We start from the raw sequence: 26,257 nt of genomic DNA, 5'->3' as shown, positions 1-26,257 counted from the left end.
GATTATCCGTTGCTGGCGAGAACCGAGAGTTTGCGGACATTGCTGGCGCCTTCCTGGTCGAGAAGGCGGGTCGGATAGTCCCCGGTGAAATAGTGGTCGGTGAACTGCGGCGACTTCGGATCGCGCTTTTCGCCGCCGACCGCCTCATAAAGACCGTCGATCGACAGGAACTCGAGCGAGTCCGCGCCGATGTAGCGGCACATGGAGGCGAGGTCCGCATGCTGGTTGGCGAGCAGCTTGTCACGATCCGGCGTGTCGATGCCGTAGAAGTCCGGATGGAAGATCATCGGGCTCGCGACGCGCACATGCACCTCGCGCGCACCGGCCTCGCGCATCATCTGCACGATCTTTACCGATGTCGTGCCGCGCACGATCGAATCGTCGACGAGGATGATGCGTTTGCCCTCGATCATCGCGCGGTTGGCGGAATGCTTGAGCTTGACGCCGAAGGCGCGGATCTGCTGCGTCGGCTCGATGAAGGTGCGGCCGACATAGTGGTTGCGGATGATACCGTATTCGAAGGGGATGCCACTCTGCTGGGCATAGCCGAGGGCGGCCGGCGTGCCGCCATCCGGCACCGGAACCACGACGTCGGCCTCGACCGGCGCTTCCTTGGCGAGGTTGATGCCCATGTTCTTGCGCGACACATAGATGCTGCGGCCGCCGACGACCGAGTCCGGCCGAGCGAAGTAGACATACTCGAACAGGCAAAGACGCTCGGGCTGCGAAACCTCCGGCTTGCGCGCGTCGATGGTGATCGAACCGTCGGGCTGGATCTCGCAGATGATGACTTCGCCGTTCTCGACGTCGCGGACATAGGTCGCGCCGATGATGTCGAGTGCGCAGGTCTCGGAGCAGAAGATCGGCTTGCCGTCGAGTTCGCCCATCACGAGCGGACGGATGCCGATCGGATCACGTGCGGCGATCAGCTTCGTGCGCGTCATCGCCAGCATCGAATAGCCGCCTTCCATCTGGCGGATGGCATCGATGAAGCGGTCGGAAGAGGAGGACTGCTTCGAGCGGGCAATCAGGTGCAGCACGACTTCGGTATCCGAGGTCGACTGACAGATGGCGCCGTCGGCGATCAGCTGCCGGCGAAGCGTGAGGCCGTTGGTGAAGTTACCGTTATGGGCGACCGCAATGCCACCGACTTCGAGTTCGGCAAAGAGCGGCTGCACGTTGCGCAGCGCCACTTCACCCGTCGTCGAGTAGCGGGTGTGGCCGATCGACATGAAGCCCGGCAGTTTCGCCAGGGTCGCCGGATCCGTGTAGTGGTCGCCGACGAGGCCCATGCGCTTCTCGGTGCAGAACTGCTTGCCGTCAAAGGTGACGATGCCGGCTGCTTCCTGGCCGCGATGCTGGAGCGCATGCAGGCCCAGCGCCGTCAGCGCCGCCGCGTCCGAGTGCCCCAGTATGCCGAAGACGCCGCACTCTTCGTGCAGCTCGTCGCCTTCGAGTTCATCGTGGATTTCGATGGATCTATCGGTCATCACAGTCGCCTTTGCTCCGTACCGGTGCGCATATCGTGATCAGGCCCGCCGTCTTCAAGCAATCTTAGCTGAAAACGGCTGCAAGCGTTATTCCCCAAAAGGACAAAGCCCGCGGGGCGGGCTTTGTCGGCAAATCGTTCCTGTCTCAGCCGTTGGTGGCCGGGGCGTCGTCGGCGGGCGCCTGGTCTGGCGTCGTCGCAGGTGCCTGGCCGGGCGTCGTTGCCGGCGCTTCGCCTTCGCCTTCACCGGTCGTGTCCTTGCCGCGCAGGCGATCGAGAATGGTGGCGTCGGCTTCTTCGGGCAAAAGCGCGATCAGCTTGTTGCCGAGATTGTCGAGCAGCGGCTTCGACTTGGCCTGGGTGACCCAGGTCGGCTGCTGCTGGGGAGCGACGAGCCAGTTGAAGAACAGCATGGCGACGACGACCAAAAGGATGCCGCGGGCAGCGCCGAACAGGAAGCCGAGCGTGCGGTCGAGCGCGCCGATGCGGCTGTCGATGATGAAATCGGCGATCCGCATGGTGATGAAGGAGATGATGATGAGCGCGATCAGGAAGATCACCGCCGCCGATCCGATCATCGCGACCGTGTCGCTGTTGGTATACTGCTTCGCGTAGGGCAGGAGATGCGGGTAGAGGAAGTAGGCGGCAGCCGCCGCACCCACCCAGCTCGCGACCGAAAGCACCTCGCGCGAGAAGCCTCGAACCATGGCCAGGATTGCGGAAAACAGGGCGACGCCGAGAACGATACCGTCGAGAATTGTAATGGGCATTTTGTCCTTACTCCGGACCCGGTTCGTCCGGGTCTCCTCAAGCCTATCCGCCATCGGCCCTGAGTTCAGGGCATTTGCAGCCTGTTTGCGGCCCTTAAAGGGCGGCCTGCGGCATCCGCATCTTTCAGTCTTCGTCCTCCACCGGTCTCAGCGCGTTTCGCGACCCCGCGATGCGCGCCACCAGATCGGGCAGGCTTTCCATCTCGCTCCAGCGGCCATTGCCGTTTTTCGGCAGTTCGGTCGAAGCGGACGGCAGGACCGCCTGGGAGAACCCGAGCTTCTCGGCTTCCTTAAGGCGTTGTGCGGTATGCGCAACCGGCCGGATGGCACCCGACAAGCTGACTTCGCCGAAATAGACGCAATCCGCCGGAAGGGCAAGCCCGGCAAGCGATGAAACCAGTGCGGAAGCCACAGCTAGATCGGCCGCCGGCTCGGAAATGCGGTAGCCACCGGCGATGTTGAGATAGACGTCGTGCTGGCCGAGCCGCACGCCGCAATGGGCTTCCAGCACGGCAAGGATCATCGAGAGCCGTGCGGAATCCCAGCCGACGATGGCGCGTCTCGGCGTGCCGAGCGAGGTCGGGGCGACCAGCGCCTGCACTTCGACGAGAACCGGGCGGGTGCCTTCCATGCCGGCAAAGACGGCGGCGCCCGGCGATTTCTCGTTGCGTTCGCCGAGAAACAGTTCCGACGGGTTGGCGACCTCGCGCAGGCCCTTGTCCGACATTTCGAACACGCCGATCTCGTCGGTCGGGCCGAAGCGGTTCTTGACGGTGCGCAGGATACGATAGTGATGGCCGCGGTCGCCTTCGAAGTAGAGCACGGCGTCGACCATATGCTCGACGACGCGCGGACCGGCGATCTGGCCCTCCTTGGTCACATGGCCGACGAGCACGACGGCGGTTCCCGTCTGCTTGGCAAAGCGGATCATCGCCTGCACGCCGGTGCGAACCTGGGTCACCGTGCCCGGCGCGGAATCGACGATGTCGCTCCAGAGCGTCTGGATCGAATCGATGATCACGAGATCCGGGCGCTTGCCTTCCGACAGCGTCGCCAGAATGTCCTCGACGTTGGTCTCAGCAGCGAGCAGCACATCGCTGTCGGCAGCCCCCAGCCGCTGGGCGCGAAGACGCACCTGCGCCACAGCCTCTTCGCCCGAGACATAGATGACGCGATGCTTGCGGCGCGAGAGCGCGGCCGCTGCCTGCATCAGCACCGTCGACTTGCCGATACCGGGATCGCCGCCGACGAGCAGCGCCGATCCGCGCACGAAGCCGCCTCCGGTCACCCGGTCGAGTTCCGAGATGCCTGTCTGGATGCGTGGCGCGTCTTCGATCTCGCCCGAGAGGGTGGTGAGTGCCACCGGGCGTCCCTTCTTCGGCGCGCGCGACGGACCGCCGCCGATGCCCGCCGTCGGGTCATCCTCGATGATCGTGTTCCACTCGCCGCAGCCTTCGCATTTTCCCACCCAGCGAGTGTGGATCGTGCCGCAGTTCTGGCAGATGAATTGGGTACGCGCTTTCGCCATCGGCATCGACTTTCGGAATGTGAGACCGCCGACGTCGCGAGGGGACGTCGGCGGCAAAGAATCATCTGTATCGTCACATAATGCCGCAAAGTGCGGAACAAAAGGTGAATTTCTGCAAGAATAACCGAAAAATGAGCTGAAGGAGCGCGTCAGACGCTGTCGATATAGTGCCTGATATAGCGGCGGCCGAGACTGGTCAGCATCTCGTAGCCGATCGTCCCTCCGGCGCGCGCGACATCGTCGATGGCGATGTGCCGGCCGAAGAGCTCGATGTAATCACCCGGTCGTACCGCGCTTTCAGGAAGGTCCGTGACGTCGAAGAGACTGAGGTCCATGGTGACGCGCCCGACATGCGGGACCTTCTGGCCGTGCAGGAAACCGAAGGCCCCTGATGGCGTTGCCTGCCTGAGCGTGACGCCGCCGCCGGAGACGGAACGGTGATAGCCATCGGCATATCCCACAGCCACCGTGGCGATGCGACTGTCGCGGTCGAAGCGGGCAGAGGCGCCATAGCTCGCGGTGCCGCCGGCGGCCACGTCGCGCACCTGGATGATCCGTGCTTCGGCGGTCACCACCGGCTTCATCGGGTTGGGGATGTCGTTCACCGCCTCGCCGCCATAGACGGCGATGCCCGGCCGGGTCAGGTCGAAATGATAGTCGGGCCCGAGGAAGACGCCGCCGGAGTTGGCAAGGCTCGCATCGACCCCTTCATAGGCAGTCGACACCTCATGGAAGCGACGGAGTTGAAGGCCATTCAGCCGATGGTCCGGATCGTCGGCGCTGACGAGATGGCTCATGATCAGCACCGGCGAAAAGCTTGCCGGTCGCGCCGGGTCTGTCGCAAGCGCAACGGCCTGCTCGACCGTAAGGCCGAGCCGGTTCATGCCGGTATCCACATGCAGCACGCAAGGGTGGTCGCCACGCTCGGAAAGGGCGGCCATGAACACTGCCAGCTGCTCGTCCGAGTTGATGACCGGCACCAGATCGTTGTCGAAGAACAGCGCCTCGTTGCCCGGCCACATCCCGGCGAGAATGTAGATCCGGCCGTCCGGTGCAAGCGGACGGAGTGCTGCGCCTTCCTCGGCATTGGCGACAAAGAAATCGCGGGCGCCGGCCGCATAGAGGGCAGGGGCCGCCTGCGCGATGCCGATGCCATAGGCATCCGCCTTGAGGACGGCTGCGGCCCGCGCCTTGCCGGAGCGCTTGTTCATTGCCCGCCAGTTGTCGACAAGCGCGCCAAGATCGATCGTGAGCCGGTTGGAAGCGGAAAGGAAGTCTGGAGGAAGCATGCCGGGCACTCTGCGTGGATGATCCAGGATCAATACAGCCAAGCGCAGAGCGTCGCAAATATTCCCCTGTCGCAGCGCCCTCGCGGATGGACCAGGCAAACGAGCACTTTTGTGCAAGACGCAGCCGCGCAGGCGCACTATGGTTTTGCCATGCAGACAATTTCGCAGGAAGAAGCCATCGATGTCATGCCGATAGAGGGCGCCGAGCGCACGCGCTTCTGGCGGGATTCCCGCTTCATGGGCATGGAATGTCTGACGGCGACCTTCATCACCCATGAATTTGCGCCGCACGCGCACGAAACCTTCAGCATCGGCGCCATCGAGGCCGGCTCGCAGATCAGCAAGATCAAGGGCGAGCGTTCGGAGGCCGGCCCCGGATACTTTTATCTGATCAATCCCGACGAAATTCACGACGGTCATCCGGGCGGCAGCGGCTATCGCTATCGCATGGTCTATCCGAGCGCCGAACTGCTGGTGAGCATCATCGAGGATGTCACCGGACGCGCTTTCAAGGGCACGCCATCCTTCTCCAAGCGTGTTTTGCAGGCGCCGGACCTGGCTCTTTCCTTCCATCAGGCCCACCGCACGCTCGAAGTGTCGGGGGCAACGCTCGAGGCGGAGGAAAAAATGTTCGCGGTGCTTGCCGCGATGTTCGAGCGCCACGGCAGCACGATCATCACGCCGATCGAAACGCGCGAGCAATCGGCCGTGCACCGGGCGCGCGACTTCCTGGCGGAAAACTATGCGGAGGACGTCGGGCTCGAGGAACTGGCGAAGGTCGCCGGCCTCAGCCGCGCCCACCTCATCCGCGCGTTCCGCAAGGAGTTCCACATCACCCCGCATGCGTTCCTGACCGACAAGCGCGTGCGGGCGGCAAAGACACTGCTGCGGCACGGCTGGTCGGCGGTGGACGCAGCCTATCAATGCGGTTTTGCCGACCAGGCGCATTTCAGCCGTCATTTCAAGGCGCGCACCGGCGTCACCCCTGGGGCCTTCCGCGCCGGCTGATCACTTTCGTTCAAGACGATCCGCAGCCCGAGTCCTAGAACACTCGGGCAATTGCGATCGCGCGCCTGTGTGGAAGGGCGGCGCATCGCGCGAATGGAGACGTGGACGTTGCAGGAAAGAAGTGCGTTCCAGGAATTTCGGGCGGCGGCGGTTGCTATGACGCCGCTGATCGTCGCGGTCATGCCGGTCGGCCTCGTGTTCGGTGCGGTGGCGGCGAGCAAGGGACTTGCGCCGGCCGAGGTGGCGCTGATGAGCGCGTTGGTCTTTGCCGGCGGGTCCCAGTTCGTCGCGATGGATATCTGGACGCATCCGGCGTCCTGGGCGGCGCTTGGCTTTTCGGCGCTGCTCGTCAACATCCGCCATGTGCTGATGAGCGCTTCGATCGGCGGCAAGCTCGATAGTTTCTCCGGCCCGGCCCGCTATGCCTCGGTGCTGCTTCTGGCCGACGAGATCTGGGCCATGGCCGAGATGCGGGCGAGCAACGGCAAGCTGACGCCTGCCTGGTATGCGGGCCTTGCGGTGCCTTTCTACTGCCTTTGGGTGCTGACGAGCCTTGCGGGCGCGTTGCTTGGGGCCTTCCTGGGCGATCCGAAGGTTACCGGCCTCGACTTTGCGTTCCCCGCCGTCTTCATCGTGCTGGTCATGGGGTTCTGGAAAGGACGGGAGACGGGTACCGTTCTGGTGGCTAGCGCTTGTGCCGCCGTGCTCACGCATCAGTTGCTGCCAGGGGTCTGGTACATCGCTGCCGGGGCTGCGGCCGGGGTCGTGGCCGCGCTTCTCTCCGGTGCACGCAAGGAGGCCCATGCATGACCGTCGATCCAAATACACTGCTCGCCATCGTCGTCATGGCGGTTGCGACGATCGCGACCCGCATCGGCGGCCTCGTGCTGATCCGGTATGTGACGATCGGGGAAAGCCAGAAGCGCGCACTGGAGGCGATACCACCGGCCGTGCTGATGGCGGTTATCGCGCCGACGGCCTTCGTGACTGGCCCGGCGGAAACGATCGCCGCTGCCGCGACGGCCGTGGCCGCCATGCGGCTGCCGCTCCTGGTATCGGTCGCCGTCGGTGTCGTCTCGGTGGCGCTGCTGCGCCTCGTGTTCTGAGAGGTTTGTGCTGGCGCGGCGCGCTTCAGCCAAAAGGCACGTGCCATTTGAGATTGAGAGCGGGCTGGAAAACCGCAAACATTTTTCCCAGCCCGCTCCGGCCGCCCCCACGGAACCCTAGTGTTCTTCGTACTGGGTGAAGGATGGATCGGCGAGATCGGTGAAGCGCGTGAATTCCGACTGGAAGGCGAGCTTCACGGTGCCGGTCGGTCCGTGACGCTGCTTGGCGATGATCACGTCGGCCGTGCCCTTCACCTGCTCCATCTTCATCTTCCATTCCTCGTACTTCGGGTCGAACTCGTCGCGCGGCTCCAGGTTCTTCACGTAGTATTCCTCACGGAACACGAAGAGCACGACGTCGGCGTCCTGCTCGATCGAGCCCGATTCACGAAGGTCGGACAGCTGCGGCCGCTTGTCTTCGCGGCTTTCGACGCCACGGGAGAGCTGCGAGAGCGCGATGATCGGAACGTTCAGCTCCTTGCCGAGCGCCTTGAGGCCGGTGGTGATCTGGGTGATTTCCTGCACGCGGTTGTCGCTGGATTTGCCCGAGCCGGTCATGAGCTGGATGTAGTCCACCACCAGGCAGTCGAGGCCGCGCTGGCGCTTCAAGCGCCGGGCGCGGGCGGAAAGCTGGGCGATCGAGATACCACCGGTCTGGTCGATGTAGAGCGGCACCTTCTGCATCATCTGCGAGCAGGCGACGAGCTTTTCGAAGTCGGCCTCGGAGATGTCACCGCGGCGGATCTTCGAGGAGGAGACTTCGGTCTGCTCGGAGATGATACGGGTGGCGAGCTGTTCGGACGACATTTCGAGCGAGTAGAAGCCGACGACGCCGCCGTTCTTGGCCTTGAACGAGCCGTCCGCCTGGACTTCCGGCTCGTAGGCCGCAGCAATGTTGTAGGCGATGTTGGTGGCAAGCGAGGTCTTGCCCATGCCGGGGCGTCCGGCAAGCACGATCAAGTCGGAACGCTGCAGGCCGCCCATCCGGCCATCAAGCGACAGGATGCCGGTTGAAATGCCCGAAAGGCTGCCGTCGCGCTCGAAGGCCTGGCCGGCCATGTCGATGGCGAGCGCCACGGCGTCGTTAAACGACTGGAAGCCGCCGTCGTATCGACCGGTCTCGGCAAGTTCGAACAGACGGCGCTCGGCGTCTTCGATCTGGCCCTGCGGAGGCATGTCGAGCGGCGCGTCATAGGCGATGTTGACCATGTCCTCGCCGATGGTGATCAGCGAACGGCGCAGCGCCAGGTCATAGATAGCCCGACCATAGTCTTCGGCGTTGATGATCGAGACGGCAGCGCCGGCAAGGCGCGCAAGATAGGTCGCGACGGTCACGTCGCCGACCTTCTCGTCGGCCTTGAGGAAGGTCTTGATGGTGACCGGGTTCGCCATCTTGCCCATGCGGATGATGTCGCCGGCGACTTCGTAGATCTTGCGGTGCAGCGGCTCGTGCAGATGCACCGGCTTCAGGAAGTCCGACACGCGGTAGTACGCGTCGTTGTTGACGAGGATCGCGCCAAGCAGCGCCTGCTCGGCCTCGAGGTTGTTCGGGGCCTCGCGGTAGTGCTGGTCCGCCTGATCCTTGCCGATAGGGGATAGCTTTCGCGACGCTTCGTTCATTCGTTTATCTCTGCCTCTGTCTGGTGTGGCACCGGTTTGCGTTTTAGCGCGGGCCGGGTCAAGTGCACGAGCGACACAGTCGCGAAGCGACGTCACCGCGCCTGGCGCTGTTCCCGTTGTTCGACTGATCCACAGGCGGGGGCTCGCAAATGTGCGGATTATGCCGTCGTCACAAATTTGGTCGTTGACGCCGCGAATCACCCGAACCTTCCCGACGAAACGAAGTGTAGCGCCGTCCTCCTCTGCCTCAAATCCGCATCTTGAAAATCCACCGCATTTGGATTAGATAGAGGCAGAATAATTAGCATGCTAGTAATATGGAAAAGATACCAATGTATCAGCCCACCGTGAACCGCGAACTGTTCGATGCCCTGTCGCTGCTCAATCGCAAGCTGCGCGCCGTGTTCGATGCGCGGGTGAAGGAGAAGGGACTGACGCTGTCGCGCGCCCGCGCGCTCTTCGCCTTGACGAAGAAGGATGGCCTGAACCAGCGGGAGCTCGCCGACGAACTCGACATCGAGACCCCGACACTGGTGCGCCTGCTCGACGGCATGGAGAAGCAGGGCTTCATCGAGCGGCGGGTCGAGGTCTCCGACCGACGCGCCAAGCAGATCCATATGACCGAACTCGGCCGCACCGTTGCCGACGAGATCCTCAGGCTTGCCGACGAAATCCGGGCCGAAGTGCTGCAAGGCATCGACGCAGCCGAGCTTGCCGTGACAAAGCGGGTGGTTCGTGCGATCGCCGACAATGTTCAGTCGCTGGCGCGGGAGTGACGGCGATGGGCGCAGTCGCGACGGCCGCCGCAAACGACAATCGCCTTGCCTCCGAGCTTGAGGCCGCGGAGGCCGTCGACGAGGACCAACGTGGAGAAACCGTTATTGCGCCGGAACCGGCGCCCACCCCCGTGCCGGCCCCCGTCGAGAAAGGCCTGTTGCTTTCGGCGGTCTATGTCCTGGGCTCCGTGCTCCTGTTCCTGACGCAGGGGCTCGGCATGAACCTGGCGCTCGCCAACCTTACGCAGGTCCAGGGCTCGCTTTCGGCGACCTCCATCGAAGCCGGCTGGCTCTCGGCGGCCTACATGGCGCCGAATGTCAGCCTGTCGATCGCGCTGGTGAAGATCCGCGCCCAATACGGGCTGCGCCGTTTTGCCGAAATCAGCATCGCCGGTTTCGTCGTCGTCTCGTTGATGAACGTCTTCGTTTCCGATCTGCATTCGGCGATCGTCGTGCGCTTCATCAGCGGCATTGCCGCCGCACCGATGTCGACGCTCGGCTTCCTCTACATGCTCGAAGCCTTTCCGCCGGCGCGCAAACTGACCGTCGGGCTGGCGCTGGCGCTCACCTGCACGACGATTTCCGCGCCGGTCACCCGCCTGATCTCGCCGACCTTGATCGAATATGGCCAGTGGCATGCGCTCTACACGCAGGAAATGGCGCTGGCGCTGATCGCGCTGCCGATCATCTACCTGCTGCCGCTGACGCCGGTCCCGCATGCCAAGGTTATCCAGCGCATGGATATCCTGAGTTACCTCCTCGTCGCCGTCGCCTTCGGCTGCCTCGCCGTGGTCCTGACCATGGGGCGCCTCTACTGGTGGTTCGAGGCTCCTTGGCTCGGCGTCCTGCTGGTCGTCTCGATAGCGACGCTGACGACCGCGGTGCTGATCGAGCTTTATCGCCCGGTGCCGTTGATCGACGTGCGCTGGATCGCTTCAAAGGAGATCGTGCACTTTGCCGCCGTTCTCTTGATTTTCCGGCTGGTCGCCTCCGAACAATCGACTGTTGCTGCGAACTTCTACCAGCAGCTCGGTCTCCAGTTCGAGCAGGTCGCAACCCTCTATTGGATCATCCTTGCTGCGGCCATCGGCGGCGGTCTGCTTTGCGCCGCGCTGATGAATCCTGAACATGCGGAGCGCGTGCATATTCTGGCACTCGGCCTCCTGGCGGCCGGCGCCTACATGGACAGCCAGGCGACCAGCCTGACACGGCCGGAGCAGATGTATCTGAGCCAGGCGATGATCGCGTCCGGAACGGCGCTCTTCCTGCCGCCGGCCATGGCGCGCGGCTTCAAGGCGGCGCTCGCCAAGGGGCCGAGCTATATCCTCAGCTTCATCGTGATCTTCCTCTTTACCCAGAGCATCGGCAGCCTGATCGGCTCCGCCGCCTTCGGTACCTTCGTCACGATCCGTGAAAAGTTTCATTCCAACCTTCTCGCGGAACAGATCGTGCTCTCGAACCCTCTGGTTGCCCAGCGCGTCAACCAGCTTTCCGCCGCCTACGCCAAGGTGATGGGCGACAAGACCCTGCTCGGCGGCGAGGGCACCGTGTTGTTGTCACAACAGGTGACCCGCGAAGCTTACATCCTCGCCTACAACGACGCCTTCCTGCTTGCCTCGGCGGTCGCGCTTTTCGCGCTCGCCGGGCTGCTGCTGCACATCTTCTACAACTGGCTCAGGCAGAGATTGTCCGCTCCTGCGCCGATGCCGGCCACCTGATTGACAGAGTTGACGACCATGTTGAAATCCCTGCGCTCTCCCACGAGCATCATCGTTCTTCTCGCCGGCATCGCCGGTATCGCCCTTGTGCTCTACGCCTGGCGGCTGCCGCCGTTCCACAGTTCGGTGGAATCGACGGAGAATGCCTATGTGCGCGGCTTTGTAACGATCATGAGCCCGCAGCTTGCGGGCTATGTCGCCGACGTTCCGGTGCACGACTACGAGACGGTCAAGGCCGGGCAACTGCTGGTCAAGATCGACGACCGCATCTATGCGCAGAAGGTGGCGCAGGCGGAAGCCACGCTTGCCGGGCAGAAAGCCGCACTTGCCAATTCCTTTCAGCAGGAGCTTTCCGCCAAGGCGGGCATCGCCGCCAGCCAGGCGCAGCTCGATGGTGCCAAGGCTGCCTTCAATCGGGCCCGGGCGACCTGGGACCGCATCCGCCCGCTCGCGGAAAAGGGTGTTTCGACCCGCAGTGATGCCGACCAGGCGCGTGCAGGCTTTGAGCAGGCCGACGCTGCCGTGAGCCAGGCAGAGGCCGGGCTGGAAGTGTCGAAGCAGGCGCTGGCGACGACGCTTGGCGCGCGTGCCGGATTGCAAGCCGCGGTGAGCGGGGCGGAAGCGGCCGTCGAACTCGCGCGAATCGATCTCGACAACACCCGCATCGTCGCGCCGCGGGACGGCCGTCTCGGTGAGATCGGCGCGCGGATCGGTCAATATGTGACGGCCGGCTCGCAACTCCTGGCGCTGGTGCCGAACGACGTCTGGGTCGTCGCCAATTTCAAGGAAACGCAGCTCGACGGCATGAAGGCGGGCCAACCCGTCGCCATCGCGGTCGACGCGCTGCAGCGGAACGAGCTGACGGGGCATATCGAGCGGTTCTCGCCCGCCGCCGGTTCCGAGTTCAGCATCATCCGTCCGGACAACGCCACCGGCAACTTCACCAAGGTGGCCCAGCGCGTCGGCGTGCGCATCGTCGTCGATCCCGGCCAGCCGCTGGCGGAAATGCTGTCGCCCGGCCTTTCGGTCGTCGTGCGCGTCGACAAGGACGCGCCGGTGCGCGTTACACCGGACCAGGCGAACATCGGTGTCGCGCCTGTTGCTGCCCACGGATAAGACGGCCGAGGCCCACAGAGCCATTGCCAGAAACGGCCGCGCAACCAAGAAAAAAGCCCGGATCGATGATCCGGGCTTTCGCGTGTTGAATGGCCTTTAAGGCTTATTCTTCTTCGCCTTCGAATTCGGCTTCCGGGTTGAAGAAGTCTTCCGGCTTGAGGGCGTCTTCGTCAACGCCGTAGATGGCGTCGGCCGAGGTCAGGCTTTCGCCCTTTGCCTGGCGACCGGCTTCTTCGGCCGAACGGGCAACGTTGACTTCAACCGAGATCTCGACTTCCGAGTGCAGGTGCAGCGTGACCTTGTGCAGGCCGATCGACTTGATCGGCTGGTTGAGGTCGACCTGGTTGCGGCCGACGTTGAAGCCTTCGGCAGCGAGCACTTCGATGATGTCGCGGGCAGCAACCGAACCGTAGAGCTGGCCGGTTTCGCCAGCCGAGCGGACGATGATGAACGACTTGCCGTCGAGCTTCTCGGCAACAGCCTGGGCTTCCGACTTGCGCTCGAGGTTGCGGGCTTCGAGCGTCGAACGCTCAGCTTCGAAACGGGCCTTGTTGGCAGCGTTGGCGCGCAGCGCCTTGCCGAGCGGCAGGAGGTAGTTACGGGCAAAGCCGTCGCGAACCTTTACGGTTTCGCCCATCTGGCCGAGCTTGGCGATACGTTCGAGAAGAATGACTTCCATGTTGGTTTCCTTTCAGAGTTCCAGTTCGTTGGTCAGTTTTTTCCAACCGGCGTGACCGCGATGGTGCGTCGCGTATCGATCAGGCCGGACAGGAGGAAGAAGAATGCCGGGATCGTGAACACGAGCACCGACAGGTATGCAATCCACAGCACGGGAAGCCGCCAGGACTTGCCGCGTGTGCGGAAATGGAAGGAGGCGAAACCGGCAAGCAGGAAGCCCGCGCCGAAGGTTCCGCAGATCAGCGCGCCGATCGTTGCGGGTGCGCCGCCGAGGAAGGTGAGGACCAGGCCGCCGAGAAAGACGAAGATCGCGTTGCGGTGCATGCGCAGCGTCGACGGAATGTCCTCGCGCGGGCGCAACGACCGGCCGGACATCTGCACGATGCGGGTGGCGAGGTAGTAGGCGGTAAACAGCATCAGCACCCAGATCGCGCCCTGGACGAGCGGCAAAGCGAGGGTGAAAAGCGACTTGATCTGGGCGATGGCAGCCGCATCCGGGTTGTAGGCGCTGTCCTGCGCCTTCACGGCCTGAATGACGATATCGACCATGCGATCGGAGATATCGGCTCCATAACCGACGATCACGCCGACGATGATCATGCCGACGGTCACCAGACCGGCGAGATGGCTGAGGATATCGGAGAGCGGATACCAGGCAAGCGCCTCGTCCGGGCCGCCGAGTTCGGACGCCGGACGGGCGAGATTGGCGAGATGGCTCAGCCAACCGGCCGGGATCAGCGTGACAACGAGGATCAGCAGCGCGAAGTAGGGCGAAACGAGAACGGCACCGGTGGCACCGGCCGTGACGATCGCGGTGATCGCTGCGGCATTGCCCCAGCCGAGGCCGGCAATCAGGATTGGAAGTGCCGAAGCGGCATAAAGGACGATCGCAAGAGACGACTGCGTATTCGCGCCCATCGACAAGAGGGCGGCGGTAAAGCCGGCGAGAACGCCGGTCAGCAGCGATGTCCTGTTCACATTCGTCACGTTCGCTGTCCTGCTTCGTGCAGTTAGGGGATGGCCAAAGCGCAGCCCCAGCATGGGATTTTGGCGCATCGCGCCGGTTCCGATCCGCGCCCATCGCGGAAGGGAGAGAAAGAGGCGCTCACCTTAGGGGAGCGCCTCTCCCAACAAGTCGGGTTCCGTCGAGTCAGAAGACTGACGGAGAGTCAGCCGTTCTTAGGAAACGACGTAGGGCAGCAGGCCGAGGAAGCGTGCACGCTTGATCGCCTGGGCGAGTTCGCGCTGCTTCTTCTGGGAAACGGCCGTGATGCGGGAAGGAACGATCTTGCCGCGCTCGGAAATGTAGCGCTGCAGAAGACGGATGTCCTTGTAGTCGATCCGCGGAGCGTTTGCGCCCGAGAAGGGGCAGGTCTTGCGGCGGCGGTGGAACGGGCGACGAACCGGAGCGGAAGAAACTTCAGCCATTGTCTTAATCTCCTAAAGCTTCTTGATTACGCGCGGTCTTCGCGCGGACGGCGCGGGCGGTCTTCGCGGTCGCCACGGTCCGGACGCGGACCACGGTCGCCGAAGCCACGCTCCGGACGGTCGCCATCGCGGCGCGGACGGTCGTCGCGGTCGCGCTTCTGCATCATGGCAGACGCGCCTTCCTCGTGCTTCTCGACGGCGATCGTCATGTAGCGCAGGATGTCTTCGTTGATGCGCATCTGGCGCTCGATTTCGTGAACAGCCGCTGCCGGAGCATCGATGTCCATGAGAACGTAGTGAGCCTTGCGGTTCTTCTTGATGCGGTAGGTGAGGGACTTCAGGCCCCAGTTCTCGACGCGACCGACCTTGCCGCCGTTTGCTTCGAGCACGCCCTTGTACTGCTCGACGAGACCGTCGACCTGCTGCGGCGTGATGTCCTGGCGGGCCAGGAATACGTGTTCATAAAGAGCCATTGTGGCTTGCCTTTCTTGCGTTAATCAGCCCGGACCTCGGCGGCTAAGCCTCAACGACTGTTCTTAGTGGCTGCAGGCAGCCGGCAAGAAAGTGTTGTATCGAGACGGTCGAGAGCGGAGACACGGGAGGCCGGAAAGACGTGCAATCCTAACGGCTCCCCTCGAGGAAGCCGGCCCTCCGTTCAGCCACCAGCCAGAAGACCGGGCATTTCGAACAGCGCGCTTATACGCATTTTTCCGCGGAAGGCAAGGCTTGCCGCGTCTTTTCCGCTTTCTACGCCAGCCCGTTCACCTTTTTCCATTTGCGCAGGCGGCCGTGGGCGTTGGCATAGGGAGAGGAAGTATTGAACTGGATCATGCGTCCGAGCGTGAATTTTCCGTACCATGGCCGCCCGTAAAGCGTCCGCTCGTCGCGATCCCTGATGAGTACCTCGAGCGTCTCCTTGCTGCGCCTCAGTCTGGCGACAAGCTCGCCTGGCGAAAGAGCGTGGAAGTCCGCATAGAATTTCTGCGCAAGCCGTCCGAGTTCGTTCCATTGATAGCCCGTCTCGGGGAAGTCGACCAGCTCGCCGCGCTGATCGCGATCGATCCATTTGATCACGAGTTCGCCCCAGCCGATGAGGTAGGCGACGAGGTCGCCGACGCTCATCATCGTGCCCTTGGCGTGGCCTTCGAGCGACGGTTCGCGGTAGCGCTCGTCAGGAACCCGTTCCAGCTCGCGCATCAGCCTGGCGAACTGGACGTCGATCGCCGCAAGCAGTTCCGCTTTCGTCTGGGGTACCGGCATCGCCGATCTGGTCTCACGCTCAGATCGGCATCGGGTAGATCCGGTGCAGCCGCCGGATCCCGTTCACGATGTCCTGCGACAGCGTAAGGTCGACGGCGCCAAGGTTGGTCTTCAACTGCTCCATCGAGGTTGCGCCGATGATGACGGAAGCCATGAACGGCCGCGCCAGGCAGAAGGCGATGGCCATCTGCGCCGGATCGAGGCCGTGCTCGCGTGCCAGTTTGACATAGCCTTCGACGGCCGGTTCCTGGTGCGGCGTGAAGCGGCCGCCGAGATCGCCGTTGATCGAAAGTCGCGAGCCCTTCGGCTTCGCGCCATCGAGGTACTTGCCGCTTAAGAGGCCGGCGGCGAGCGGCGAATAGGCGAGCAGGCCCACGTCTTCGTGGTGCGACAGCTCCGACAGGTCGAGGTCGTAGGCGCGGTAAAGCAGGTTGTATTCGTTCTGGATCGAGGCGACGCGCGGCAGGCCATGACGCTCCGCCATGTCGATGAACTTCATCGTGCCCCAGGCCGTTTCGTTGGAGAGGCCGATGGCGCGGACCTTGCCGGCTTTCACGAGGTCGCCGAGCTTGTCGAGGATTGCCCGGAGGTCACTCGCGACATGATCCTTGTCCTGCCTGGACGGGTCATAGGACCAGGCATTGCGGAAATGGTAGTGGCCGCGGTTCGGCCAATGAAGCTGATAAAGGTCCACATAATCGGTCTTCAGCCGCTTGAGGCTGGCGTCGATCGCCTGGTCGATGCCCTCGGGTGTCGTCGGGTTGCCGTTGCGGATATAGGGGCGGCCGGGGCCGGCGACCTTGGTCGCAACGACGACCTCATTGCGCCGGCCGCGCCTGGCCAGCCATTCGCCGATGAAGCGTTCCGTGTCGCCATAGGTCTCCGGCGAAAGCGGGGTCGTGGGGTAGAGTTCGGCCGTGTCGATGAAGTTGACGCCCTTTTCGAAGGCGTAATCCAGTTGCTCGTGCGCCTCGGCGATGGAGTTCTGTGAACCCCAGGTCATGGTGCCCAGGCAGATTTCCGAGACCTTGATGCCGGTGCGGCCAAGCGTGTTGTAGCGCATCTAGATAAGTATCCTTGTGAAGGGCGGCGCCGACCTGGGAGGGAAGGGGCGCTGGCACCGGGAATGGAGCGGTCGCCTCGACCCTGGTGATCGGGTAGGGCAGAGCGACATCGGGCGGCAAACTTACGCCTTGATTGTTGAAGATCAAGGGCAAAAGGCCTCGTCGGCCGTGTCCGTGCCGGCCTCCAAGCTTGACTCGTCGGTAAGGAATGTGAATGGAGAGGAAGCCGGAGATGTATGGTTTCTGCCTGCATCCCGCTCTAACTCATAAGAACCGATCACTAGGATTTCGTGTCGCGCCGACCCGAAATCCTAGTGATCTAGGGAAGGGACGATCCCATGAGCATTGCATTCACGTTTCCAGGCCAGGGCAGCCAGGCTGTCGGCATGGGCAAGGATCTGGCCGACGCTTTTCCGGAAGCGGCAGCCGTCTTTGCCGAAGTCGATGAAGCACTCGGCCAGAAGCTGTCCGAGATCATGTGGAACGGCCCCGAGGAAACACTGACGCTGACGGCGAACGCCCAGCCGGCGCTGATGGCCGTATCGATGGCCGTCATTCGCGTGCTCGAAGCCAAGGGCCTCGACCTCAAGTCCAAGGTTTCCTTCGTCGCCGGCCATTCGCTCGGCGAATACTCGGCGCTCTGTGTCGCCGGTACCTTCTCCATTGCCGACACGGCGCGTCTCCTGCGCATCCGCGGCAACGCCATGCAGGCGGCGGTTCCCGTCGGCAAGGGCGCAATGGCGGCGATCATCGGCCTCGAACATGCGGATGTCGAAGCCGTCTGCCGCGAAGCCTCCGCGCTCGGTTCCTGCCAGATCGCCAACGACAATGGTGGCGGCCAGCTGGTGATCTCCGGCGAGAAGGCTGCCGTCGAGAAGGCCGCAGCACTCGCTTCCGAAAAGGGCGCCAAGCGCGCTCTGATGCTGCCCGTCTCTGCCCCCTTCCATTCCGCGCTGATGGCGCCGGCTGCCGACGCGATGCGCGAGGCGCTGGCCAAGGTCGAGAAGCGCAATTCGGTGATGCCTGTCATCGCCAATGTGCTCGCCGCCCCGGTCAGCGATGCCGACGAGATCGCCCGGCTGCTGGTCGAGCAGGTCACCGGCCAGGTCCGCTGGCGCGAGACGGTCGAATGGTTTGCCGCCAACAATGTCACGACGCTTTATGAACTCGGCTCCGGCAAGGTCCTGACCGGGCTTGCCCGCCGCATCGACAAGACCGTCAACGGTATCGCCGTCAATACGCCCGCCGATATCGACGCAGCACTCGCCGCCTTGCTCGCCTGAGCGAACGCCTAGGCGCTCCAGTTATAAGGAATCAAAGAGATGTTTGATCTTTCCGGCCGCAAGGCTCTCGTTACCGGTGCATCCGGTGGTATCGGCGAAGAAATCGCCCGCATGCTGCACGCCCAGGGCGCGACCGTCGGTCTGCACGGCACCCGCGTCGAAAAGCTGGAAGCGCTTGCCAACGAACTTGGCGATCGCGTGCAGCTCTTCCCGGCAAACCTTTCCGACCGCGCCGAAGTCAAGGCGCTCGGCGAGAAGGCCGAAGCCGAGCTTGGCGGCGTCGACATCCTCGTCAACAATGCCGGCATCACCAAGGACGGTCTCTTCGTGCGCATGAGCGACGAGGACTGGGATGCCGTTCTCGAAGTGAACCTGACGGCCGTGTTCCGCCTGACGCGCGAACTCACCCATCCGATGATGCGTCGCCGTTTCGGCCGCATCGTCAACATCACCTCCATCGTCGGCGTCACCGGCAACCCCGGCCAGGCGAACTACTGCGCCTCCAAGGCCGGCATGATCGGCTTCTCCAAGTCGCTGGCCCAGGAAATCGCGACGCGCAACGTCACGGTCAACTGCGTGGCTCCGGGCTTCATCGAAAGCGCGATGACCGGCAAGCTCAACGACAAGCAGAAGGACGCGATCATGGGCGCGATCCCGATGAAGCGGATGGGCACCGGCGCTGAAATCGCTTCGGCGGTCGTTTACCTCGCTTCCAACGAAGCGGGCTACGTCACCGGCCAGACGATTCACGTCAATGGCGGCATGGCCATGATCTGATCCGCTTTCCGGGATGGGCCGCCCGCCGAGATTGTGCGGTGGGCGATCTTCAACGTCCCGGGACGCCGCCTGCCAAATGCCTGAAATTCAATGTTGAGCAAGCGAATGACAGGCATTTTCGGACTTTGCGACAGCGTTAAACCGTGTTAATCGGGCCATGACTGTTAGCAGTCGACCGGTCCCGCCAGGTGCCCGGCAGCCTTGGCTGCCTTGGGTTTGCCGCAGTTCCGGTTGGATGGATTGCCGGGTGGGCCGTCTTGGTCTATCAGGCTTACAGAAGAGTACCGGTGCCGGAATAGGCGCCTACAGAAACGAAGGTCGAGGAACTCCGACATGAGCGATATCGCAGAACGCGTAAAGAAAATTGTTATTGATCATCTTGGCGTCGACGCCGAAAAGGTCAGCGAAGGCGCAAGCTTCATCGACGACCTCGGCGCGGACTCGCTCGACACCGTCGAACTGGTCATGGCTTTCGAAGAAGAATTCGGCGTTGAAATCCCGGACGACGCTGCTGACTCGATCCTGACTGTCGGCGACGCCGTCAAGTTCATCGAAAAGGCTCAGGCCTAATACCTTAAAGCGGCTTCGGCCGTGGACGGGCCGCCTAAAGCGGCCCGTTTCAGCCCAGGGAAGTGGGCTATCCCGCGCTGAGCGGGGATTTCGATCAGCAAGCGTTTCCCGCATATCCCTCTGATCGTGAATAAGAACCTTAAAATGGATGCCCGGATCGGGTTCGTTACACGTGGTCCGATCCGGCTCTGAAATGGAAAAGTCAGGGTGGGTCGCGGACTATGAGACGTGTCGTTATCACCGGTACCGGCATGGTATCTCCCTTGGGTTGCGGAACTGAGGCGACGTGGGCGCGCCTGCTTGCCGGGCACAATGCCGCGCGCAAGGTGACCGAATTCGAGGTCGAGGACCTTCCTGCCAAGATTGCCTGCCGCATTCCCTTCGGCGACGGCACCGATGCTACCTTCAATGCCGACGACTGGATGGAGCCGAAGGAGCAGCGCAAGGTCGATCCATTCATCGTCTACGCAATGGCTGCGGCCGACATGGCGCTGGCCGATGCCGGCTGGAAGCCGGAGAACGATGAAGACCAGATCGCGACCGGCGTGCTGATCGGTTCGGGCATCGGCGGTCTCGAAGGCATCGTCGAAGGCGGCTACACGCTGCGCGACAAGGGCCCCCGCCGCATCTCACCGTTCTTCATTCCCGGCCGGCTCATCAATCTTGCCTCGGGCCAGGTGTCGATCCGCCACAAGCTGCGCGGTCCGAACCACTCTGTCGTCACCGCCTGTTCGACCGGCGCGCATGCGATCGGCGATGCGAGCCGCCTGATCGCGCTCGGCGATGCCGACGTCATGGTGGCCGGTGGTGCGGAATCGCCGATCTGCCGGATCTCGCTCGCCGGCTTTGCCGCCTGCAAGGCGCTATCGACCCAGCACAATGACGATCCGCAGAAGGCCTCGCGCCCCTACGATATCGACCGTGACGGTTTCGTCATGGGCGAGGGCGCCGGCGTCGTCATCCTCGAAGAGCTCGAGCATGCCAAGGCCCGTGGCGCCAAGATCTATGCGGAAGTCGTCGGCTACGGCCTTTCGGGCGATGCGTTTCACATCACCGCTCCGTCGGAAGATGGCGACGGTGCCTATCGCTGCATGCAGATGGCGCTGAAGCGAGCCGGCCTGACGGCTGCCGATATCGACTACATCAACGCCCACGGCACCTCCACCATGGCCGACACGATCGAGCTTGGCGCCGTCGAGCGCCTGGTCGGCGAACACGCGTCGAAGATCTCGATGTCCTCGACCAAGTCGGCCATCGGCCATCTGCTCGGCGCTGCCGGCGCGGTGGAAGCGATCTTCTCGGCACTGGCGATCCGCGACAACATTGCGCCGCCGACGCTGAACCTCGACAATCCGTCGATCGAGACGAAGATCGACCTCGTGCCGCATGTCGCGCGCAAGCGCGAAATCAACGTGGCGCTCTCGAATTCCTTCGGCTTCGGCGGCACCAACGCCTCGTTGGTCCTGCGCCGCTACACCGGCGCCTGATCGCGCGCCCGGAGCGTCGCTTGAGCCAATTGTCGCGCCGACCGTCAAAGGCGGCGCGATGATCCAGCTTTTGCCGTATTGCTCGCTACAAGCATGTGGTGGGAGGAGGCGTCGTCACGGAAGACGGCGCTCGCCGACCGCGATGTTCGCGCAAGGCATATCTGTCAGATTGCCCTTCAGTCATTGCCTGGAATTGCGGTTTGCCGGGTTTTTGCCGCGGGCCGTGGTTCCGGATTAAAGTGTCGGTCGTCCGCCGCGTTCTCTTGAACGGACGGTGATTCGACACATTTCTGTGGTTCTTCGGTGAGATTGCACCGACTGCGGATTTTTGAGTAACTGCGGACGTCGGCCTTCTGGGCGGCACCGTTTTATAAATTTGACCTATGCCTGCCACGGTCCAGTCCGAAATTCGCACCGGAAGCAGGAAGAGAATGAGGCCGCGAATTTCGGGTTCGGGATAATCGTGAGCGACTCAAACGATAACGGCGCGGCGCAATTTGGCCGCAGTGAAAACGCGAGCAACGGACCGATCATTCCGAAATCGGCAAACGAGGCCCTGCGTCCGGAAAAAGTGCCGCAACCGCCGAAACGATCGCGCAAGGCCCGTAGCCAGGTCGTGATCTTCCTGAACTTTGTCATGACCGTCATTGTCTTTGCAGCGCTCGCCGCTGCCGGCACGGTCTATTATGCGATGCACCAGTACGAAAAGCCGGGTCCGCTGCAGGCGAACCAGAACTTCATCGTCCGGGGCGGCGCCGGCATGAGCGAGATCGCCAGCGGGCTCGAGCGCGGCAACATCATCACCGATGCGCGCGTTTTCCGTTTCGTTTCCGAAGCCTACCTCGACAATGAGACGCTGAAGGCCGGCGAATATGAGATCAAGGCCGGCTCGTCGATGCAGGAGGTCATGCAGCTCCTGAAGTCGGGCAAGTCGATCCTCTACTCCGTCTCCCTGCCGGAAGGCCTGACCGTCAAGCAGATGTTCCACAGGCTGGCCGACGATCCGGTGCTCGTCGGCGACCTGCCGACGGAGCTGCCGCCGGAAGGCACGCTGATGCCGGACACCTACAAGTTCACGCGCGGCACCAAGCGCGGCGAGATCGTCCAGCAGATGGCCGCAGCCCAGAAGGTGCTGGTCGGCCAGATCTGGGAAAAGCGCGATCCCAACCTGCCGGTGTCGACGGTTGAGGAGCTCGTGACGCTTGCCTCGATCGTGGAGAAGGAAACCGGTCGCGCCGACGAGCGTCCGCGCGTCGCCTCCGTCTTCATCAACCGGCTCGACAAGGGCATGCGGCTGCAATCCGACCCGACGATCATCTATGGCATCTTCGGCGGTGACGGTAAGCCGGCCGACCGGCCGATCCTGAAGTCGGACATCGACAAGCAGACGCCTTACAACACCTATATCATCAAGGGGCTGCCGCCGACGCCGATCGCCAATCCTGGTCGTGCAGCGCTGGAAGCGGTCGCCAATCCGTCGCGCACGCCTGAGCTTTACTTCGTTGCCGATGGCACGGGCGGCCACGTCTTTGCCGAGACGCTCGACGAGCACAATGCCAATGTCCGCCGCTGGCGCAAGGTCGAGGCAGAGCGGGCGGCAGAAGCGGCGAAGGCTGCGGCTGACGCGGGCACCGCCGAGCCGGCAGCCACGCAGCCGCAATAACGCCGGCGGCTGGCGGCGCATAGCCGCGCAGCGGTGCTTGCATTGTGGACGGACGAATCACGGCGCGGATATCCCTTGCGGGATGCCGCGCCGTCGCCTTATTGCTTCTGCTGAAACCGCAACGGAGGTGATGATGCCGCTCCAATCGATGACCGGCTTTGCCCGGAGAGAAGGCAGCAGCGGCCGCCGTCGTTGGGCCTGGGAGCTGCGCTCCGTCAACGGCAAGGGCCTGGACCTCAGGCTGCGCCTGCCGCAGGGGCTCGAGCGCTTCGAGCCCGAGGCGCGCAAGCTCGCAGCGGAGTATTTTTCCCGTGGCAATCTTCAGATCGGCCTCTCCGTCAGCGGCGGCGAGGCGGCCGTCGAGGCCGTGGTCAACCAGGCAGCCTTGACGGCGGTGCTGAACCTGCGCGGCCAGCTCGGTGATCTCGTCGATCCCGCGCCACTCCGGTTCGACACGCTTCTCTCGATCCGCGGCATCGTCGACTTCCGCGAGCCGGAAGAAAGCGAAGAAGAGCGTGCGGCGCTCGATGCCGGTATCCTGGCAGGTCTGGTGGGTGCGCTCGCCGATTTGCGCGCGATGCGAGAAGACGAGGGCGCGGCACTCTGTCAGATCCTGCTGGGACAGGTCGAGACGATCGAGCGGCTGACGGCGACGGTCGAGTCCGACCCGTCACGTAGCGCCGCTGCGATTGCCGATCGGCTGGCGCAGCAGGTGGCTCTGGTGATGGACAACGGCTCGTCGCTCGACCGGGACCGGCTCCATGCCGAAGTCGCTTTGCTCGCCACCAAGGCGGATCTTCGCGAAGAGATCGACCGGCTTGGTTCCCACATCGTTGCCGCCCGGGAGCTTCTGTCGAAGGGCGGTCCCGTCGGGCGCAAGCTCGATTTCCTCGCACAGGAATTTAACCGAGAATCGAATACGATCTGTTCCAAGTCCAACGCGGCCGCTGTGTCTGCCGCCGGCATCGAGCTGAAGGTCGTCATCGACCAGTTCCGCGAACAGGTCCAGAATCTGGAGTAAGGTATGAACCCGGCGACCCCTTCGCCCATCAAGATCGCCCGTCGTGGGCTGATGCTCGTCATTTCCTCGCCGTCGGGCGCAGGCAAGTCGACCATTGCGCGCAATCTACTGGAAGCCGATCCGGAGATGAGCATTTCGGTCAGCGTGACGACGCGTCAGCGGCGACCAAGCGAGATCGATGGACGGCATTATCACTTCAAGTCGATCCGCGAGTTCGAGGCGCTGAGGTCCACCGACTCGCTGCTCGAATGGGCGGAGGTGCACGGCAACTTCTACGGCACGCCGCGCGATGCGGTCGAGGCGGCCATGGCCGCGGGCCGGGACATGCTGTTCGATATCGACTGGCAGGGCGCGCAGCAGCTCCAGGAGAAGATGGCGGGCGACGTCGTCTCGATCTTCATCCTGCCGCCGTCAATGGCTGAACTGCAGTCACGCCTGCATCGTCGCGCCGAAGACAGCGAAGAGGTGATCGCCACGCGCCTTGCCAACTCGCGCGCCGAGATCGAGCACTGGCGGGAGTATGATTACATCGTGCTCAACGACGACCTCGACCGCGCCTTTGCGTCCGTGCGTGCGATCGTCGAGGCCGAACGCCTGCGCCGCGACCGGCGCCCCGGCCTGTTCGATTTCGTCAACGGGCTGCTGACCGAAAACCCCTTCTAAGGCTTCAAAAGAAATGGCTCCGTGAGGAGCCATTTTTGATTCACGCTATTTGTAGCGCGCGCCTTGCGATCCATATGCCCGCTCAGAGGCAGTTGGCCAGGCGACAGAACTCTTCCACCGAAAGTGTTTCGGCGCGTCGCTGCGGGTCGATATCGGCCTTGGCAAGCAGCGCCTCGCCACCGAGTGGCTTCAGGCTCTGCCGCAGCATCTTGCGGCGCTGGCCGAAGGCTGCATGCGTCACTTTCTCGAGCGCCGCGACCGAGCAGGGGATCGGGTTTTCCACCGGCTCCAGATGGACCACGGACGACGTCACCTTCGGTGGTGGCGTAAAGGCCTGCGGCGGCACGTCGAATGCCATCCGCGCCTTTGTGCGCCAACCACAGAGCACGCCGAGGCGGCCATAGTGGTCGTCATCCGCGTCGGCGACGATCCTCAGGCCCACTTCGCGCTGGAACATCAGCGTCAGCGACTGCCAGAAGGGCGGCCAGCGCTCGGGCAGCAGCCAGTTAACGAGCAACTGAGTGCCGACATTGTAGGGCAGGTTGGCGATGATCTTGACCGGCCCATCGTCGGCAAGCGTCTCGGACGACGTCTTCAAAGCATCGCCTTCGATGACCTGTAGCCGATCGGGATAATGCGCGCCGATTTCGGCAAGTGCCGGCAGGCAGCGCGCGTCCCGCTCAATCGCAATGACCTTCTTGGCACCGAGCGCGAGGATGGCGCGGGTGAGGCCTCCCGGTCCGGGGCCGACCTCGATGACCGTTGCCCCTTCGAGCGAACCGGCGGTCCGCGCGATCTTCTGCGTCAGGTTGAGATCGAGCAGGAAGTTCTGGCCGAGCGCCTTCTTGGCATCGAGGCCGTGACGCTGGATTACGTCGCGTAGCGGAGGAAGACCGTCAAGGGCGGCCATCAGCGGGTATCTCCTGGCATATTGGCCGCAAGCGATGCGGCAAGGTCGAGCGCGGCCCGAAGGCTGTCGTCGCGGGCGACGCCCTTGCCGGCAAGGCCGAAGGCCGTGCCGTGGTCGGGCGACGTGCGGATGAAGGGAAGACCGAGCGTGACGTTGACGCTATCGTCGAAGCCGAGCGCCTTGGCCGGGATCAGCGCCTGGTCGTGATACATGCAGATGGCCACGTCGTAGGTGGCGCGTGCGCGATCATGGAACATCGTATCTGCCGGCAGCGGGCCGACCGCATCGATACCCTCGGCACGCAGCCTGTCGATGACGGGCCGGATGACGGCGTCGTCCTCGAGACCGAGCGCACCGTTTTCGCCCGCATGCGGGTTCAGCCCGGCGATCGCGAGCCGTGGCTGTCGAAGTCCGAAACGATTGCGAAGGTCGGCCGCAGTAATCGCGCAGGTGCGGTAGATGAGGTCCGGCGTCAGTTGCTCCGGCACGTCCTTCAAGGGGATATGGATGGTGACGGGAACGGCGCGCAGCTTCGGTCCGGCCAGCATCATCACCGGCAGCACCGGCTGTCCCGTCGCCTTTTCGGCAAGATCGGCGAGATATTCGGTATGGCCCGGGAAGCGGAAGCCGGCGTCATAGAGAACCGCCTTGGCGATCGGGTTCGTGACCACGGCCGAGGCCTGTCCGGCGGTCACCAGTCGCACGGCCGTGTCGATCGCCCCGATCACGGCGCTGGCATTGACGGTGTCGGGCTCGCCGGCCTTGACCGGGGCAGGGCAGGCAAGCGGCAGGACCGGCAGCGCCGTGTCGAAGCGGGAGAGGGCGTCGGCGCAATCCGTCTCGCGGATGGACACCGTGTAGCCGAGCATCGAGGCGCGTGCGGCAAGGACTGCGGGATCGCCGATGAAAAGGAAGGGGGCCGTCGCATGATCGCGGCGGCCGAGCCAAGTCGAGAGGCTGATGTCCGGCCCGATACCGGCCGGGTCGCCCATGGTCAGGGCGAGGGGCCCGCCGGTAGTTTCGCGCATGTTTC

26 protein-coding genes are annotated in these 26,257 nt (G+C 63.5%); 13 read left to right on the top strand and 13 right to left on the bottom strand.

Features of this window, described 5'->3' with window-relative positions:
* Window positions 1-2: 2 nt before the first annotated feature.
* From purF to alr, 4 genes are all read right to left on the bottom strand, one after another.
* Entirely contained in the window at window positions 3-1,490 is a 1,488-nt protein-coding gene (gene purF / locus OVA00_RS13190) for an amidophosphoribosyltransferase (protein ID WP_060522118.1), read from the bottom strand.
* Window positions 1,491-1,635: 145 nt separating this feature from the next.
* A complete protein-coding gene (locus OVA00_RS13185) occupies window positions 1,636-2,259 on the bottom strand; it encodes a CvpA family protein (protein ID WP_034803987.1) in 624 nt (207 codons plus the stop codon).
* Window positions 2,260-2,383: 124 nt separating this feature from the next.
* A complete protein-coding gene (radA, locus tag OVA00_RS13180) occupies window positions 2,384-3,787 on the bottom strand; it encodes a DNA repair protein RadA (protein ID WP_034804296.1) in 1,404 nt (467 codons plus the stop codon).
* Between the two features lie 149 nt (window positions 3,788-3,936).
* On the bottom strand, window positions 3,937-5,076 hold the full coding sequence (gene alr, locus OVA00_RS13175; RefSeq protein ID WP_034803986.1) for an alanine racemase: 1,140 nt from the start codon (window positions 5,074-5,076) through the stop codon (window positions 3,937-3,939).
* A gap of 150 nt (window positions 5,077-5,226) precedes the next feature.
* Here alr and OVA00_RS13170 point away from each other — a divergent pair, with 150 nt between their 5' ends.
* The 3 genes from OVA00_RS13170 to OVA00_RS13160 all read left to right on the top strand — a co-directional run bounded on the left by OVA00_RS13170 (window position 5,227) and on the right by OVA00_RS13160 (window position 7,190).
* A complete protein-coding gene (locus OVA00_RS13170; protein WP_060604336.1) occupies window positions 5,227-6,084 on the top strand; it encodes an AraC family transcriptional regulator in 858 nt (285 codons plus the stop codon).
* A gap of 156 nt (window positions 6,085-6,240) precedes the next feature.
* Window positions 6,241-6,894 (top strand): AzlC family ABC transporter permease, encoded by a 654-nt coding sequence (locus OVA00_RS13165; RefSeq protein WP_268090329.1) that lies wholly within the window; start codon window positions 6,241-6,243, stop codon window positions 6,892-6,894.
* Window positions 6,891-7,190: an AzlD family protein gene (locus OVA00_RS13160; protein ID WP_089043924.1), complete on the top strand. Its 300-nt coding sequence runs from the start codon at window positions 6,891-6,893 to the stop codon at window positions 7,188-7,190. The genes OVA00_RS13165 and OVA00_RS13160 overlap by 4 nt, the downstream gene beginning before the upstream one ends.
* Before the next feature lie 117 nt (window positions 7,191-7,307).
* On the opposite strand, the gene OVA00_RS13155 is transcribed toward OVA00_RS13160, so the two are convergent.
* A complete protein-coding gene (locus tag OVA00_RS13155) occupies window positions 7,308-8,810 on the bottom strand; it encodes a replicative DNA helicase (RefSeq protein WP_043611355.1) in 1,503 nt (500 codons plus the stop codon).
* A 332-nt stretch (window positions 8,811-9,142) separates the two neighbouring features.
* Here OVA00_RS13155 and OVA00_RS13150 point away from each other — a divergent pair, with 332 nt between their 5' ends.
* From OVA00_RS13150 to OVA00_RS13140, 3 genes are read left to right on the top strand one after another with little or no spacing between them, the layout of a single operon-like run.
* Window positions 9,143-9,586, top strand: coding sequence for a MarR family winged helix-turn-helix transcriptional regulator (locus OVA00_RS13150; protein ID WP_034803983.1), 444 nt, complete (start codon window positions 9,143-9,145; stop codon window positions 9,584-9,586).
* A gap of 5 nt (window positions 9,587-9,591) precedes the next feature.
* Window positions 9,592-11,304 carry an MFS transporter gene (locus tag OVA00_RS13145; protein WP_113294216.1) on the top strand — a complete coding sequence of 571 codons (1,713 nt, stop codon included), beginning with the start codon at window positions 9,592-9,594 and terminating at the stop codon, window positions 11,302-11,304.
* Between the two features lie 18 nt (window positions 11,305-11,322).
* Entirely contained in the window at window positions 11,323-12,420 is a 1,098-nt protein-coding gene (locus tag OVA00_RS13140; RefSeq protein ID WP_113294215.1) for an HlyD family secretion protein, read from the top strand.
* 103 nt (window positions 12,421-12,523) lie between these two features.
* Here the strand turns inward: OVA00_RS13140 and rplI are convergent, their stop codons facing one another.
* The 6 genes from rplI to OVA00_RS13110 all read right to left on the bottom strand — a co-directional run bounded on the left by rplI (window position 12,524) and on the right by OVA00_RS13110 (window position 16,849).
* Window positions 12,524-13,099, bottom strand: coding sequence for a 50S ribosomal protein L9 (gene rplI, locus OVA00_RS13135; RefSeq protein WP_034803982.1), 576 nt, complete (start codon window positions 13,097-13,099; stop codon window positions 12,524-12,526).
* 32 nt (window positions 13,100-13,131) lie between these two features.
* A complete protein-coding gene (locus OVA00_RS13130) occupies window positions 13,132-14,085 on the bottom strand; it encodes a DUF2232 domain-containing protein (RefSeq protein WP_113294214.1) in 954 nt (317 codons plus the stop codon).
* Between the two features lie 192 nt (window positions 14,086-14,277).
* A complete protein-coding gene (gene rpsR / locus OVA00_RS13125; RefSeq protein ID WP_025426448.1) occupies window positions 14,278-14,526 on the bottom strand; it encodes a 30S ribosomal protein S18 in 249 nt (82 codons plus the stop codon).
* A 26-nt stretch (window positions 14,527-14,552) separates the two neighbouring features.
* Window positions 14,553-14,999, bottom strand: a complete 447-nt coding sequence (rpsF, locus tag OVA00_RS13120) for a 30S ribosomal protein S6 (protein ID WP_034803973.1) — start codon at window positions 14,997-14,999, stop codon at window positions 14,553-14,555.
* 274 nt (window positions 15,000-15,273) lie between these two features.
* Window positions 15,274-15,786 carry a ClbS/DfsB family four-helix bundle protein gene (locus tag OVA00_RS13115; protein WP_060580932.1) on the bottom strand — a complete coding sequence of 171 codons (513 nt, stop codon included), beginning with the start codon at window positions 15,784-15,786 and terminating at the stop codon, window positions 15,274-15,276.
* Window positions 15,787-15,805: 19 nt separating this feature from the next.
* Window positions 15,806-16,849: an aldo/keto reductase gene (locus OVA00_RS13110; RefSeq protein ID WP_113294213.1), complete on the bottom strand. Its 1,044-nt coding sequence runs from the start codon at window positions 16,847-16,849 to the stop codon at window positions 15,806-15,808.
* Between the two features lie 339 nt (window positions 16,850-17,188).
* On the opposite strand from OVA00_RS13110, the gene fabD reads away from it, so the two are divergent.
* The 7 genes from fabD (at window position 17,189) to gmk (ending at window position 24,314) form a co-directional block, all read left to right on the top strand.
* A complete protein-coding gene (fabD, locus tag OVA00_RS13105; RefSeq protein ID WP_113294212.1) occupies window positions 17,189-18,133 on the top strand; it encodes an ACP S-malonyltransferase in 945 nt (314 codons plus the stop codon).
* Window positions 18,134-18,172: 39 nt separating this feature from the next.
* Complete coding sequence (gene fabG / locus OVA00_RS13100) at window positions 18,173-18,910, top strand: 3-oxoacyl-[acyl-carrier-protein] reductase (RefSeq protein ID WP_034803959.1); 738 nt, start codon at window positions 18,173-18,175, stop codon at window positions 18,908-18,910.
* A 333-nt stretch (window positions 18,911-19,243) separates the two neighbouring features.
* Window positions 19,244-19,480 carry an acyl carrier protein gene (locus OVA00_RS13095; protein WP_003531676.1) on the top strand — a complete coding sequence of 79 codons (237 nt, stop codon included), beginning with the start codon at window positions 19,244-19,246 and terminating at the stop codon, window positions 19,478-19,480.
* Window positions 19,481-19,701: 221 nt separating this feature from the next.
* The gene (fabF, locus tag OVA00_RS13090; protein WP_034803942.1) at window positions 19,702-20,967 is read left to right on the top strand and encodes a beta-ketoacyl-ACP synthase II; all 1,266 of its coding nucleotides are present in this window, start codon (window positions 19,702-19,704) and stop codon (window positions 20,965-20,967) included.
* A gap of 463 nt (window positions 20,968-21,430) precedes the next feature.
* The gene (gene mltG / locus OVA00_RS13085) at window positions 21,431-22,630 is read left to right on the top strand and encodes an endolytic transglycosylase MltG (protein WP_034803938.1); all 1,200 of its coding nucleotides are present in this window, start codon (window positions 21,431-21,433) and stop codon (window positions 22,628-22,630) included.
* Window positions 22,631-22,763: 133 nt separating this feature from the next.
* On the top strand, window positions 22,764-23,651 hold the full coding sequence (locus OVA00_RS13080) for a YicC/YloC family endoribonuclease (protein WP_268089100.1): 888 nt from the start codon (window positions 22,764-22,766) through the stop codon (window positions 23,649-23,651).
* A gap of 3 nt (window positions 23,652-23,654) precedes the next feature.
* Window positions 23,655-24,314, top strand: a complete 660-nt coding sequence (gene gmk / locus OVA00_RS13075) for a guanylate kinase (RefSeq protein WP_034803935.1) — start codon at window positions 23,655-23,657, stop codon at window positions 24,312-24,314.
* A gap of 82 nt (window positions 24,315-24,396) precedes the next feature.
* On the opposite strand, the gene rsmA is transcribed toward gmk, so the two are convergent.
* Window positions 24,397-25,224 (bottom strand): 16S rRNA (adenine(1518)-N(6)/adenine(1519)-N(6))-dimethyltransferase RsmA, encoded by an 828-nt coding sequence (gene rsmA / locus OVA00_RS13070; RefSeq protein ID WP_060580929.1) that lies wholly within the window; start codon window positions 25,222-25,224, stop codon window positions 24,397-24,399.
* Entirely contained in the window at window positions 25,224-26,252 is a 1,029-nt protein-coding gene (pdxA, locus tag OVA00_RS13065) for a 4-hydroxythreonine-4-phosphate dehydrogenase PdxA (RefSeq protein ID WP_268089099.1), read from the bottom strand. Before pdxA ends, rsmA begins: the two co-directional genes overlap by 1 nt.
* Window positions 26,253-26,257: the final 5 nt, after the last annotated feature.

Source organism: Ensifer sp. SL37, assembly GCF_026672675.1.
GTDB classification, from domain to species: Bacteria; Pseudomonadota; Alphaproteobacteria; order Rhizobiales; family Rhizobiaceae; genus Ensifer; species Ensifer adhaerens.
The sequence above is the reverse complement of the archived record's forward strand: the minus strand, read 5'-3'. Positions and strand labels throughout refer to the sequence as shown.